The organism is Pseudomonas sp. CCI3.1 (assembly GCF_034313985.1).
Classification (GTDB): Bacteria; Pseudomonadota; Gammaproteobacteria; order Pseudomonadales; family Pseudomonadaceae; genus Aquipseudomonas; species Aquipseudomonas psychrophila.
Genome location: NZ_JAVIWO010000001.1, coordinates 4,893,517 through 4,907,287, shown reverse-complemented (window position 1 = coordinate 4,907,287; position 13,771 = coordinate 4,893,517). Strand labels below are relative to the sequence as shown.

General features: G+C 54.8%; 9 protein-coding genes. 1 reads left to right on the top strand and 8 read right to left on the bottom strand.

What is annotated here, in order from left to right; genetic code table 11:
• Positions 1 to 31: 31 nt before the first annotated feature.
• Complete coding sequence (gene htpG, locus RGV06_RS22610) at positions 32 to 1,936, bottom strand: molecular chaperone HtpG (RefSeq protein ID WP_019828548.1); 1,905 nt, start codon at positions 1,934 to 1,936, stop codon at positions 32 to 34.
• Positions 1,937 to 2,169: 233 nt separating this feature from the next.
• Between htpG and RGV06_RS22605 the strand changes: the two genes are divergently transcribed.
• Positions 2,170 to 2,439 carry a lipoprotein gene (locus RGV06_RS22605; protein ID WP_019828549.1) on the top strand — a complete coding sequence of 90 codons (270 nt, stop codon included), beginning with the start codon at positions 2,170 to 2,172 and terminating at the stop codon, positions 2,437 to 2,439.
• A 169-nt stretch (positions 2,440 to 2,608) separates the two neighbouring features.
• Here the strand turns inward: RGV06_RS22605 and brnQ are convergent, their stop codons facing one another.
• The 7 genes from brnQ to RGV06_RS22570 all read right to left on the bottom strand — a co-directional run bounded on the left by brnQ (position 2,609) and on the right by RGV06_RS22570 (position 13,542).
• A complete protein-coding gene (brnQ, locus tag RGV06_RS22600; protein WP_322151469.1) occupies positions 2,609 to 3,922 on the bottom strand; it encodes a branched-chain amino acid transport system II carrier protein in 1,314 nt (437 codons plus the stop codon).
• 488 nt (positions 3,923 to 4,410) lie between these two features.
• A complete protein-coding gene (locus RGV06_RS22595; RefSeq protein ID WP_052750689.1) occupies positions 4,411 to 5,310 on the bottom strand; it encodes a zeta toxin family protein in 900 nt (299 codons plus the stop codon).
• Positions 5,311 to 5,584: 274 nt separating this feature from the next.
• The gene (gene sucD / locus RGV06_RS22590) at positions 5,585 to 6,466 is read right to left on the bottom strand and encodes a succinate--CoA ligase subunit alpha (protein WP_019408932.1); all 882 of its coding nucleotides are present in this window, start codon (positions 6,464 to 6,466) and stop codon (positions 5,585 to 5,587) included.
• A complete protein-coding gene (gene sucC, locus RGV06_RS22585; protein WP_019828555.1) occupies positions 6,466 to 7,632 on the bottom strand; it encodes an ADP-forming succinate--CoA ligase subunit beta in 1,167 nt (388 codons plus the stop codon). Before sucC ends, sucD begins: the two co-directional genes overlap by 1 nt.
• A 226-nt stretch (positions 7,633 to 7,858) precedes the next feature.
• Entirely contained in the window at positions 7,859 to 9,295 is a 1,437-nt protein-coding gene (gene lpdA / locus RGV06_RS22580; protein ID WP_019828556.1) for a dihydrolipoyl dehydrogenase, read from the bottom strand.
• 159 nt (positions 9,296 to 9,454) lie between these two features.
• The gene (gene odhB, locus RGV06_RS22575) at positions 9,455 to 10,669 is read right to left on the bottom strand and encodes a 2-oxoglutarate dehydrogenase complex dihydrolipoyllysine-residue succinyltransferase (RefSeq protein WP_019828557.1); all 1,215 of its coding nucleotides are present in this window, start codon (positions 10,667 to 10,669) and stop codon (positions 9,455 to 9,457) included.
• 41 nt (positions 10,670 to 10,710) lie between these two features.
• Positions 10,711 to 13,542: a 2-oxoglutarate dehydrogenase E1 component gene (locus RGV06_RS22570; protein ID WP_019828558.1), complete on the bottom strand. Its 2,832-nt coding sequence runs from the start codon at positions 13,540 to 13,542 to the stop codon at positions 10,711 to 10,713.
• Positions 13,543 to 13,771: the final 229 nt, after the last annotated feature.

The window sequence follows — 13,771 nt, the reverse complement described above, 5'->3', positions numbered from 1 at the left end:
AAACCCGCCGAAGCGGGTTTTTATAGCGCGGTTAGACCGACAACTCTACTAACAATTTGTTAAGCCGACGGACATAAGCCGCAGGGTCTTTCAAGCTGTCACCGGCTGCCAGTGCGGCCTGGTCGAAGAGGATGTGCGACAGGTCACCAAAACGCTCTTCGCTCTGCTCTGCATCGAGTTTCTCGATCAGCGGGTGAGCCGGATTGAACTCAAAGATTGGCTTGGACTCAGGCACTTTCTGACCGCTAGCTTCCAGGATCTGACGCATTTGCATGCCCAGGTCCTGCTCGCCGATGGCCAGAATTGCTGGGGAGTCGGTCAGACGGTGCGATACACGCACTTCGCTAACGCTTTCGCCCAAGGCTGCCTTGATGCGTTCAACCAGACCTTCTTTGGCCTTGGCCACTTCCTCTGCAGCTTTCTTGTCCTCTTCGGAGTCCAGGTTTCCCAGATCGAGGTCGCCACGTGCCACGTCAACAAAGCTCTTGCCGTCGAAATCGCTGAGGTAGCTCATGAGCCACTCGTCGATACGGTCGGTCAGCAGCAGGACTTCGATGCCTTTTTTGCGGAAGACTTCGAGGTGCGGGCTGTTCTTGACCTGTGCGTAAGTTTCGCCGGTCAGGTAGTAAATCTTGTCCTGACCTTCCTTGGCACGTGCCAGGTAGTCGGCCAGAGACACGTTTTGCTCACCATCGTCACCGTGGGTCGAAGCAAAACGCAGCAGGCCGGCGATTTTTTCCTTGTTGGCGAAGTCTTCAGCCGGGCCTTCTTTCATGACCTGGCCGAAGTTTTTCCAGAAGCCCTGGTATTTCTCAGGCTCGTTCTTCGCCAGTTTTTCCAGCATGTCGAGCACACGCTTGGTCAGCGCGGTCTTCATCGAGTCGATGATCGGGTCTTTTTGCAGGATTTCCCGCGACACGTTCAACGACAGGTCGTTGGAGTCGATCACGCCCTTGATAAAGCGCAGGTACAACGGCAGGAACGATTCGGCCTGATCCATGACGAATACGCGCTGTACATAGAGCTTCAGGCCTTTAGGGGCTTCACGCTGGTACAGATCGAATGGAGCACGGGCCGGCACGTAGAGCAGCGAGCTGTATTCCAGCTTGCCTTCAACCTTGTTGTGGCTCCAGGCCAGCGGGTTCTCGTAGTCGTGTGCAATGTGCTTGTAGAACTCCTGGTATTCCTCGTCTTTGACTTCAGTACGAGGACGAGTCCACAGGGCGCTTGCGCGGTTAACGGTTTCCCATTCCAACGCAGGTGCTTCTTCGCCTTCGGCAACGGGTTGCTCTTTAGGCAGCTCGATCGGCAAGGCGATATGGTCGGAGTACTTCTTGATGATGTTGCGCAGGCGCCAGCCGTCAGCGAACTCGGATTCGCCGGACTTCAGGTGCAGAACAATCTTGGTGCCGCGATCGGCTTTTTCGACGGTGGCAACTTCAAAATCGCCTTCGCCCTTGGAGGACCAGTGCACGCCTTCGCTTGCAGGAGTCCCGGCGCGACGGCTGTAGACATCAACCTTGTCGGCGACGATGAAGGCAGAGTAAAAGCCCACGCCGAACTGACCGATCAGGTGCGAGTCTTTCTTCTGGTCGCCTGTCAGGTTTTTCATGAAGTCAGCAGTACCGGATTTCGCAATCGTACCCAGGTGGGTGATCACGTCATCGCGGTTCATACCAATACCGTTGTCTTCGAGAGTGACGGTGTTAGCGTCCTTGTCGAAGCTCACACGGATTTTAAGGTCGGCACCGCCCTCCAGCAGTTCTGGCTTGGACAGTGCTTCAAAACGTAATTTGTCGACAGCATCAGAGGCGTTCGAGATCAATTCGCGAAGGAAGATTTCCTTGTTGGAGTACAGCGAATGGATCATGAGGTGCAGCAGTTGCTTGACCTCGGTCTGGAAGCCCAGGGTTTCTTTTTGAGTTTCCACGCTCATTGTTATCAAACTCCGATTGGATGGCATGAGCCACGCCCTAGTGGGTTGGCGGCGGGATGTCATGAAAGTTGGGGGCTAAGGTTCAAATTTCAAGGCCTGATGGAATGGCATCCGTTTTTTACCAATCGTTTCTGCCCCTGATGCTTTACTTATATATGTCGAAAAGCATGGAACTTAAGCTATCTGCCTATGCTCAAACGCCCCGTAGATCTACTCATAAGGAGAAACACCCCATGCGTAATACTTTTGCTGTTGCCTTGATGCTGGCTGCCACCCTTGGTCTGGCTGCGTGCGACAAGAAGTCCGAAGATAAAGCCCAGGACGCCACTCAGCACGCTGAGCAAGCTCAAGAAAAAATGTCTGAAGCTCAGGACAAAGTGAACGACGCGGCGAAAGAAAACGCCGAAGCTGCCAAAGCTCAGGCCGAGTCCAACAAAGCCGCCGCTGAAGAAGCCGCTCCTGCTACTCCTGCTGCTCCAGTGGCAACTCCAGAAAGCAAGTAATACGGCTTTTTGTGAGGTAAAACAAAGCCCGCCAAGTGCGGGCTTTGTTATGTCTGGCATTAACCTTTGTCGATCGAGCGCCCGAACACACCGCCATAAAAAAAGCCCTGCATCCATAAGATACAGGGCTTTTTTATCTATTCAGATACGCTTTTGGCGAACTGAATAATTACGCGAGTGCTTCTGCACGCTTGCCCAGCAGACGGTCGCAAATAAATGCACCCACCAAGGTCACGAGGCATGGTACCAGCCACGCCAAACCCTGGTCGCTGAATGGCATATTCGCCAGTTGGCTCGGAATCCAGCCAGCCAGGCCCGCCCCTTTGAGCGCATCGATCGAACCGAAGATGAACGATACCAGCATGACCGGACCCACGATCCGCGCCTGGGCATGCCACAGGCCTTTGCAGAAGCTCAACGCCACCAGCACGATGCACGGCGGGTAAATCGCCGTCAGCAGCGGGATGGAGAAGGCGATCAACTGCGTCAGACCAAGGTTCGACACGGCCAGCGAGAACACCGCAAGGATAATCACCAGCGTCTTGTAAGACAGAGGCAAGACCGTGCTGAAGTATTCAGCGCAGGCACATGTCAGGCCCACGGCCGTTACCAGGCATGCCAGGGCAATCAATACAGCCAGGAAGCCGCTGCCCAGGGAGCCGAACGTGTGCTGTACGTAGGCGTGCAATACTGCCGCGCCATTGGTTGCACCCGCCGCCACTTCGTGGCTGCCCGCACCCAGGCGGAACAGGCTGATATACACCAGCGCAAGGCCAACACCGGCGATCAGACCGGCAATGATTGCGTAACGGGTAATCAGCTTCGGCGACTCAACCCCACGGGAGCGAATGGCATTCACGATCACAATGCCGAAAACCAGTGCACCCAGGGTATCCATGGTCAGGTAACCATTGATGAACCCTTGAGAGAAAGGTGCCGCCACGTACTCTGGAGTCGCAACGCCAACATCACCCGCAGGCAAGGCCACGGCGGCAATGCCGAGAATAGCCAGGGCAATGATTTTCAATGGAGCAAGGAAGCGCCCTACCGTGTCCAGCAGACGGCCTGGATACAGAGAAACGAAGAACACAATCAGGAAGTACACCGAGCTGTACAAGAACAGCGCCATCGGGCTTTCGCCAGTCAACGGCGCCAGACCGACCTCAAAAGAGACGGTGGCGGTACGCGGGGTCGCGAACAGCGGGCCTACAGCCAGATAGGCCACAGCCGCCAGCAAGCCACCCGCGATTTTACCGATCGGGCTGCTCAGTGCGTCCATTCCGCCGCCAACTTTGGCCAGCGCAATCACAGTGACCACCGGCAAACCGACTGCGGTGATCAGGAAGCCCAATGCGGCCATCCAGACATTCGGTCCAGCCTGCAGGCCAACAATTGGCGGGAAAATGATGTTGCCAGCCCCAACGAACAGGGCAAAAGTCATAAACCCAAGTGCCAGGATGTCCTGGCCTTTCAATACTTTCATTACGGAAATACCACACTACTGAATCGGAATTTAGAGGGGAATTTCCCGTGCGGATGTGGGAAATGCTGTCGGTCTGTATAAGTCCGACCCGTCTAGCGCGCGGCTTCCTTTTGGGATGCACACGCAGAAATGCAGAATGGCGGCAAGATTACCGATTTTTTTCCTACAACGCACTGTTAGAGGGCGGACTGTCCGATGAACGAACGCAGTTGTCGCCTGGATGACATCGAAAATTGATTTGGTGTGGTTTTGCAGCGTTGGTGCTGCCGCGATGGGGTAGGCACGAAGGCCACCCGAAGGTGCAATGTTGTTCACTTAAGTGATTTTTGCCTCTGTGGGAGCGGGCTTGCTCGCGATGGTCTTTAACGATGCCCGATATTTACCGAATAAATACGCCGCTCTGAAGCCATCGCGAGCAAGCCCGCTCCCACACTTGAGCAGTGTCGCAGTCAAGCGGGTTTTGTATCTGACAGACGATGGCCCATCAGTTATTTTTTGTCTCTTAGCTCTGGATTGGCGAACTGCGCATTAAACGAAACAAGTGACGACAGCTTCTCGAATAATGGAACGGGCTCGAACTTTCCACTTTCCCTTCCCTGTTCAATAGCCGCGACAATTTTGTCAGGTGATATATCTGTCGCTCCATGATAATAAATCTCACCCGCCCTGCCGCTCACTACAACTTCATCCAGTTCAGGCACAAGGCTTTCGTATTGTTCAGGGTTCGAGGTACTGACATACGCATCTTCGTGATAGTCCATTGGTGTTCTTCTGGCACCGTCCCGCGAGTCTTTTCCTTCATTGATATCTTTCAAACCAGACTCATACCGTGAGAAGACGCCCATCGTGCTAGTGGCCTTATCAACTGCCAGGATGTTGAGCGATACACGGTAACCATGCTCTTTGCACGCTTTGGCTGCGGCCAGCACTTCATGATTTCTACTATTGATGGATTTCTGGATGACCATGTTGAGCCTGTTTTCGAGCCCATGCTTTTGCAGACCCTCCTCCAGATAACGCGCTATCTCCTTGCTGCCGGGCACAGTGCCAGGGTAACCCTCCCGTGCCGCCTCAGTGTAGCCAGGGACAAAACGCTTCAGATCATCGTAATCGACGATCACACAGTTACCTTTGAACTGTGCTGAAATACTGTTTATCGCCGTTGATTTTCCAGCGCCCATTTGGCCGGTAACAATATGGGAAGCAGGATTTTTTTGTGAAGTTGCAGCAGCCGCTAATTCTTTTATAACGGCCTGCAATAGTTTGAGTTTTTCCTCACTGCCCAATGACCCTACTTGCCTGGGATCTGAAGAAACTAGAATGTGTCGAAGCTCATGAAAACTGGCGGACCTTTGCACGCTGGCCAGACCTGGAGAAATACCCTTCATTGTTTAACTTCCACTGGTTGAGAAGTTAATATTTTCATTCTGCACAAATAACCAGTCAAGAAACGGGCATCTCCAATATACATTTGGATATGTCAGTAACATCCTCTCGTATAAGGTTTATTTCGAAGGTAAACCTAGAGGGCAGTGCCCAACTTTCCAGTTAATTTCTTCGACGTGTAACGCCTATATATTTGTTTAGTACCGAAACACCAAACGCACAAAGGCCACCCGAAGGTGGCCTTTGTCTGGTGTAGCTATCAGATAAGCGCGTGGCTTATTTGATTGCCCAGCCAGTCAGCTCGGACAGAGCCTTGCCGATGTCTGCCAGCGAACGCACGGTTTTAACGCCTGCGTCTTCCAGAGCAGCAAACTTCTCGTCTGCAGTGCCCTTGCCGCCAGAGATGATTGCGCCAGCATGGCCCATGCGCTTGCCAGCAGGGGCAGTCACACCAGCGATGTAGGAAACAACTGGCTTGGTCACGTGTGCCTTGATGTAGGCAGCCGCTTCTTCTTCAGCCGAACCGCCGATCTCACCGATCATTACGATCGCTTCGGTCTTCGGGTCTTCCTGGAACAGCTTCAGGATGTCGATGAAGTTGGAACCAGGGATCGGGTCACCACCGATGCCTACGCAAGTCGACTGACCGAAACCGGCGTCAGTAGTTTGCTTGACCGCTTCGTAAGTCAGGGTGCCGGAACGCGACACGATGCCTACTTTGCCTGGCAAGTGAATGTGACCTGGCATGATGCCGATCTTGCATTCGCCTGGAGTGATAACGCCTGGGCAGTTAGGGCCGATCAGGGTAACACCCAGCTCGTCGCACTTAACCTTAGCGTCCAGCATGTCCAGGGTAGGAATGCCTTCAGTGATGCAAACGATCAGCTTGATGCCGCCGAACGCTGCTTCAAGGATGGAGTCCTTGCAGAAAGGAGCCGGTACGTAGATAACGCTGGCAGTTGCGCCAGTGGCAGCTACAGCTTCTTTCACGGTGTTGAAAACAGGCAGGTCCAGGTGAGTGGTGCCGCCTTTGCCCGGAGTAACGCCACCGACCATCTTGGTGCCGTATTCGATGGCTTGCTGGGTGTGGAAACTACCCTGCGAACCAGTGATGCCTTGGCAGATAACTTTGGTGTCTTTATTGATCAGGACGCTCATTACTTGCCCTCCGCAGCTTTAACAACTTGTTGAGCAGCGTCGGTCAAGCTGGTAGCAGCGATGATGTTCAAGCCGCTTTCTGCCAGTACTTTAGCGCCCAGTTCAGCGTTGTTGCCTTCAAGGCGAACAACCACCGGGATTTTCACGCCGACTTCTTTCACTGCACCGATGATGCCTTCGGCAATCATGTCGCAACGAACGATGCCGCCGAAGATGTTGACCAGTACTGCAGCGACATTGCTGTCGGACAGGATGATCTTGAACGCTTCGGTAACGCGTTCTTTGGTAGCACCGCCGCCAACGTCGAGGAAGTTGGCTGGCTTGCCGCCATGCAGGTTAACGATGTCCATGGTGCCCATCGCCAGACCAGCGCCGTTTACCATGCAGCCGATGTTGCCTTCCAGTGCTACGTAGTTCAGTTCGAACTTGGCAGCGTGCGCTTCGCGCGGATCGTCTTGCGACGGATCGTGGAAAGTTTTCAGCTTGGCCTGACGGTACATGGCGTTTGCGTCGATGTTGATTTTTGCATCGAGGCAGTGCAGATCGCCGTCAGTCTTGATAACCAGCGGGTTCACTTCCAGCAGAGCCAGGTCGTGATCCTTGAACAGTTTGGCCAGACCTACGAAGATCTTGGCGAACTGAGTGACTTGCTTGCCTTCCAGACCCAGCTGGAAAGCCAACTCGCGACCCTGGAATGGCTGAGCGCCAACCAGTGGATCGATAGTAGCTTTCAGAATTTTTTCTGGAGTGTCGTGAGCGATCTTCTCGATGTCCACGCCACCTTCGGTGGAAGCCATGAACACGATACGACGGCTGGAACGGTCAACGACAGCGCCCAGGTACAGCTCTTTAGCGATATCAGTGCACGATTCAACCAGGATCTTGGTGACCGGCTGACCATTGGCATCAGTCTGGTAAGTCACCAGACGCTTGCCCAACCACTGTTGTGCGAATGCTTTAGCGTCTTCTTTGCTGCGAACCAGCTTAACGCCGCCCGCTTTACCGCGACCACCTGCGTGAACCTGGGCTTTAACAACCCACTCGGTCCCGCCGATTTTGTCGCAAGCTTCTGCGGCTGCTTCCGGGGTGTCTACTGCATAACCCTTGGATACTGGCAGGCCGTATTCAGCGAACAGCTGCTTACCCTGATACTCGTGAAGATTCATGCTTTTTACCGTCTTCGTTAGGTACTGCGCATTCGGCGCTGCACTTTTATTAGTGCCGCACCACCTGTGACTGCTGCTTGTGCTGCCTGTTCAAGCCCGACATCCGCGTAAGCGGAGTCGGCCCCGAGTAAAACAAGACAAGACTGCGTCCGGCGGAAGTTCCGCGGTGAGGCTTGCTAGCAAGGCTCACGACGGGCAAACCGCCGTGGTTTCTTATTGTCTGGTATTAACGTTTTTTGCGGTTGGCAATGTGGATGGCGCCGCCATTCACTGCCAGTGCTGCTTCGTGCAAGGCTTCAGACAGGGTTGGATGGGAGAAAACCATCATGCCCAGATCTTCAGCGCTGGTGCCGAATTCCATACCGATCGCGCCCTGCTGTACCAGCTCTGCTGCGCTCGGGCCAATCACGTGGACGCCCAGTACGCGGTCAGTTTTGGCATCAGCAATGACTTTAACAAAGCCACCGGTATCGTTTGCTGCCATGGCACGGCCACTGGCTGCGAACGGGAAGGTGCCGACGTTAACTTCAACGCCTTCAGCTTTCAAGGCCTGTTCGGTTTTACCGACCCACGCGATCTCCGGGTGAGTGTAAATAACCGATGGAATCAGGTCGTAGTTCATCTCGGTCTTGTGACCTTTGATGCGCTCAACAACCATGATGCCTTCTTCCGAAGCCTTGTGAGCCAGCATCATGCCACGTACCACGTCACCAATGGCGAATACGCCCGGTACGCTGGTCGCGCAATGATCGTCAACAAACACGAAACCGCGCTCGTCGATGGTCACGCCGCTGTCAGCTGCCAACAGCTCGGTAGTCACCGGACGGCGACCAACGGCTACGATCAGCTTGTCAAACGTGATGGTCTGTTCGCCGTTGGCGTCGGTGTAGGTCACAACGACTTCTTCGCCGTTAACCTTGGAACCGGTAACGCGAGCGCCCAGCTTGATGTCCAGACCTTGTTTGGTCAGGGTTTTGTAGGCTTCTTTGGATACGGCAGCGTCTGCAGCCATCAGGAACGTGTCCAGGGCTTCCAGGACAGTTACTTCAGCACCCAGACGGGACCATACCGAACCCAGTTCCAGACCGATAACGCCAGCGCCGATAACGCCCAGACGCTTGGGTACGGACTGGAATTCCAGTGCGCCGGTCGAATCAACGATGACGTTGTTATCAACTGGAGCAGGTGGAATGTCGATTGGGCGCGAGCCCGAAGCCAGAATCACGTTCTCGGCTTCGATGATTTCGACGGTGCCGTCTGGCTTGGTCAGTTCAACTCGCTTGCCGGCCAGCAGTTTGCCGTGGCCTTGCAGGGAAGTAACGCCGTTAGCCTTGAACAGGGTCGCAACGCCGGAAGTCAGACCTTTAACGATGTTGGCTTTACGGCCAACCATCGCAGCAACGTCCATCTTCACTTCACCGGTGGTGATGCCGTGGATAGCAAATGCATCCTTGGCTTCGTGATACTTCCAGGAGCTGTCCAGCAGCGCCTTGGATGGAATGCAGCCAACGTTCAGGCAAGTGCCGCCCAGCGCCAGTTTGCCTTCCTTGTCGGTGTATTTTTCGATGCAAGCAGTCGAAAGGCCCAGTTGAGCAGCCTTGATGGCAGCAACGTAGCCACCAGGGCCCGCACCAATCACTACAACGTCAAATTTCTGAGACATGTAAAAAAGTCCTCTTTAGCTACAAGCTTCAAGCTGCAAGCTACAAGGCCAAACCACAATTGCTTGCAGCTTCACACTTGCAGCTCATAGCTGTTTCCTATGATACGAGCCTCAAGCCGGTTGCTTTAACGCGCGGCCTGAAACTCGCAGCTGCTTCTATCAGATATCCAGCAGCAGGCGAGCTGGGTCTTCCAGCAGGTTTTTGATTGCTACCAGGAAACTTACAGCTTCTTTGCCGTCGATCAAGCGGTGATCGTAAGACAGAGCCAAATACATCATCGGGCGGATTACGACCTGACCGTTGATTGCCATTGGACGCTGAAGGATGTTGTGCATGCCCAGGATCGCGGCTTGCGGCGGGTTAACGATCGGGGTCGACATCATCGAACCGAAAGTACCACCGTTAGTGATAGTGAACGTACCACCGGTCATTTCGTCGATGGACAGTTTGCCGTCACGGGCTTTTTTACCGTAAGCAGCGATGCCGCCTTCGATTTCAGCCAGGCTCATCAGTTCGGCGTTACGCAGAACCGGAACCACCAGACCACGGTCGCTAGAAACAGCAACACCGATGTCGGCGAAGCCGTGGTAAACAATGTCGGAACCGTCGATCGAAGCGTTAACTGCCGGGAAGCGTTTCAGCGCTTCGGTAGCAGCCTTGACGAAGAACGACATGAAGCCCAGACGTACGCCGTTGTGCGACTTCTCGAACAGGTCCTTGTACTTCGAACGCAATGCCATGATTTCAGTCATGTCCACTTCGTTGAAAGTGGTCAGCATCGCCATGTTCGATTGAGCTTCAACCAGACGCTTGGCCACAGTGGCACGAACGCGGGTCATCGGAACGCGTTTTTCTACGCGGTCGCCAGCAGCGAATACCGGAGCAGCAGCGGCAGGAGCAGCAGCCTTGGCAGGCGCAGCAGCAGGAGCAGCCTTTTTAGCAGCAACAGCGGCAACGACGTCTTCCTTGGTCACACGACCGCCTTTGCCTGTACCGGCAACGGAAGCGATGTTGATACCGTTTTCTTCAGCGATCTTGCGAGCAGCAGGAGCTGCAACCGGATCGTCTTCGCCTTCGCCAGCTGGAGCAGCAGCCTGAGCGGCCGGTGCAGCAGCGGCTGGGGCAGCAGCAACGCCGCCTTCAACGATGGAGCCCAGAACTTCATCGGAAAGAACGGTGTCGCCTTCGTTCTTGACGATAGCGCCCAGAACGCCGTCAGCTGTAGCCAGTACTTCCAGCACAACCTTGTCGGTTTCGATATCAACAATCAAGTCGTCGCGCTTTACAGCGTCGCCCGGTTGTTTGTGCCAGGTGGCAACGGTGCCATCGGCAACCGATTCCGGAAATGTTGGGGCTTTGATCTCGATAGCCATGTTCTTTGGTTCCTTAAATTCGGTTTCAGTGCGCGAAGGCGTTAAACAGTGAACGCGTCTTGCAACAGTTTTGCCTGTTGCTCAGCGTGCATCGATGCGTAACCACAAGCAGGTGCAGCAGAAGCGTCACGGCCCGCGTACTCAAGTACGAGAGATTTGTCGTGACCGCTGATGATGCGGCGCATGTGGTGCTGGCTGCAGTACCAGGCACCCTGGTTCATCGGCTCTTCCTGACACCAGACAATATGTTTGGCGTTTTTGTACGGAGCCAGGACTTCAATCAAGTCGTCCTCAGGGAACGGGTACAGCTGCTCAAGACGCACGATGGCGATGTCATCACGACCTTCGGCACGGCGTTTTTCCAGCAGGTCGTAGTAGACCTTGCCGCTACACAGCACGATGCGACCGACTTTCGCCGGGTCTTGTGCATCGATTTCTGGAATAACGGTCTGGAACGAACCTTCGGCCAGATCTTCCAGGGTCGAGATTGCCAATTTGTGACGCAGCAACGACTTCGGTGTCAGGACGATCAGCGGCTTGCGCAGCGGACGGATGACCTGACGACGCAGCAGGTGATAAATCTGCGCTGGAGTCGTCGGCACGCACACCTGAATGTTGTGCTCGGCGCACAGCTGCAGGTAACGCTCAAGACGTGCGGAGGAGTGCTCCGGGCCCTGACCTTCATAACCGTGTGGCAGCAGCATGGTCAGACCGCACAAACGGCCCCACTTGTGCTCGCCACTGGTGATGAACTGGTCGATTACAACCTGGGCGCCGTTGGCGAAGTCGCCGAACTGGGCTTCCCAGATCACCAACGCGTTAGGCGTGGTGGTCGAGTAACCATATTCGAAGGCCAACACGGCTTCTTCGGACAGCAACGAGTCGTACAGGTCAAAGCGTGGCTGACCTTCAAACAGGTGCTTCAGAGGAATGTAGGTGCCAGCATCTTTCTGGTTGTGCAACACGGCGTGACGGTGCGAGAACGTACCGCGGCCAATGTCCTGACCCGTCATGCGAATCGGGTGACCTTCGAACTGCAGGGTTGCGTATGCCATTGTTTCGGCATAACCCCAGTTGATAGGCAGGCCGCCGGCTTGCATTTTTTGACGATCTTCGTAGATCTTCGCAACCTGACGCTGAACCACGAAGCCTTCCGGAATTTCCAGCAGCTTGGCAGACAGCTCTTGCAGGGTCTTGAGATCGAAGCGCGTGTCGTGACGTGCAGTCCAGGCGTGACCCAGGTATGGGCGCCAGTCTACGAACAGCTCTTTGTTTGGCTCTTTGACCAGACTTTTCACAACATGCAGACCGTTGTCCAGCGCGTTGCGGTATTCGTCGATCTTGGCCTGAACGCGTTCTGCGTCTACCACTTTTTCTTGCGTCAGACGTTCGGCATACAGTTCACGGGTAGTGCGCTGTTTGGCGATCTGCTGATACATCAGCGGCTGAGTACCGTTTGGCTCGTCGGCCTCGTTGTGACCGCGACGGCGGTAGCAGAACAGGTCGATCACGACATCACGCTTGAACTGCATGCGATAGTCGATAGCCAGCTGGGTTACGAACAGAACGGCTTCCGGATCATCACCATTTACATGGAGGATCGGTGCCTGGATCATTTTCGCAACGTCCGTGCAGTACTCGGTGGAGCGCGAGTCTTCCGGATTGCTGATGGTGAAACCCACCTGGTTGTTGATGACCAGATGAATGGTGCCGCCCGTCTTGAAGCCGCGAGTTTGCGACATCTGGAAGGTTTCCATGACCACGCCCTGACCTGCGAACGCAGCATCACCGTGGATGGAAATTGGCAGTACCTTTTCGCCGGTGCTGTCGTTACGACGGTCCTGGCGAGCACGTACGGACCCTTCAACCACTGGAGAAACGATTTCCAGGTGGGAGGGGTTAAACGCCATTGCCAGATGGACTTCACCACCACCGGTCATGACGTTGGAGGAGAAGCCCTGGTGATATTTAACGTCACCGGAACCCAACTCGATCTTTTTCTTGCCTTCGAACTCGTCGAACAACTCGCGCGGGTTTTTACCGAAGGTGTTCACCAATACGTTCAGACGGCCACGGTGGGCCATGCCGATAACGATTTCTTTGGTGCCGTAGTTGCCCGAACGCTGGATCAGCTCGTCCAGCAAAGGAATCAGGCTCTCGCCGCCTTCCAGGCCGAAACGCTTGGTGCCCGGGTATTTGGTACCCAGGTACTTCTCCAGACCTTCAGCTGCAGTAACACGCTCAAGCAGATGGCCTTTGACTTCAGCCGAATACGTCGGGCGGCCGCGTACGCTTTCGAGGCGCTGCTCAAACCAGTGGCGCTGCTCGGAATCGACGATGTGCGTGAACTCTGCGCCAATGGTGCGGCAATATGTCTGCTGCAACGCTTCGAGAATTTCGCGTAGGCTCGCTTCCTCTTTGCCGATGTACAGGTCGCCGGCACGGAAGGTCGTATCAAGATCGGCATTGGTCAAGCCGTAATGATTGATCGACAGGTCTGCAGGTGCAGGACGCTGCCACAGCCCCAGCGGATCAAGCTGGGCTGCCTGGTGGCCGCGCATCCGATAGGCCTGGATCAATCGCAGCACTTCAACCTGCTTCTTCTCGTGCTCACTGCTCACGCTCCCGGCGGAAACCGGTTGGGCGCGGCGCTGGTTCTTTGCCAGCAGCACGAAATGATCGCGGATTGTGGAGTGCGAAACATCGTTGGCAGAGTTGCCGTCAGTAGGCAACGTCTGAAATTTGGTGCGCCATTCTTCTGGCACAGCGTTAGGGTCGTGCAGGTAGAGCTCATAGAGCTCTTCCACATAGGCAGCGTTACCACCTGAAAGATAGCCGCTGTTCCACATGCGCTGCATCACGCTTTCTTGCATGCTTGGTCACCCTCGGTTAGGGGACACCATCGACGAGAACACCAGAGCATGCTTGAGAAAGTCCGAATACAGCGACTAAAACAAGCCACTTAGGATCACGCTGATAGTCCGGGTACCAGCCCGGATGCCCCTGCTGGTCTCATTTCTTCAAAATAAGAGCCGCAGCTTTTGAGCTGTTGCTCAGGTTAAAACTACGGCGCCGGTTGAAGCCTGCGCCGCAGCATTTACG

What these genes read in the sequence shown, in the direction of transcription:
- htpG (WP_019828548.1), bottom strand. Translation starts at nt 1,936, where the DNA reads ATGAGCGTGGAAACTCAAAAAGAAACCCTGGGCTTCCAGACCGAGGTC.
- lpdA (WP_019828556.1), bottom strand. Translation starts at nt 9,295, where the DNA reads ATGTCTCAGAAATTTGACGTTGTAGTGATTGGTGCGGGCCCTGGTGGC.
- RGV06_RS22595 (WP_052750689.1), bottom strand. Translation starts at nt 5,310, where the DNA reads ATGAAGGGTATTTCTCCAGGTCTGGCCAGCGTGCAAAGGTCCGCCAGT.
- sucD (WP_019408932.1), bottom strand. Translation starts at nt 6,466, where the DNA reads ATGAGCGTCCTGATCAATAAAGACACCAAAGTTATCTGCCAAGGCATC.
- odhB (WP_019828557.1), bottom strand. Translation starts at nt 10,669, where the DNA reads ATGGCTATCGAGATCAAAGCCCCAACATTTCCGGAATCGGTTGCCGAT.
- sucC (WP_019828555.1), bottom strand. Translation starts at nt 7,632, where the DNA reads ATGAATCTTCACGAGTATCAGGGTAAGCAGCTGTTCGCTGAATACGGC.
- RGV06_RS22605 (WP_019828549.1), top strand. Translation starts at nt 2,170, where the DNA reads ATGCGTAATACTTTTGCTGTTGCCTTGATGCTGGCTGCCACCCTTGGT.
- RGV06_RS22570 (WP_019828558.1), bottom strand. Translation starts at nt 13,542, where the DNA reads ATGCAAGAAAGCGTGATGCAGCGCATGTGGAACAGCGGCTATCTTTCA.
- brnQ (WP_322151469.1), bottom strand. Translation starts at nt 3,922, where the DNA reads ATGAAAGTATTGAAAGGCCAGGACATCCTGGCACTTGGGTTTATGACT.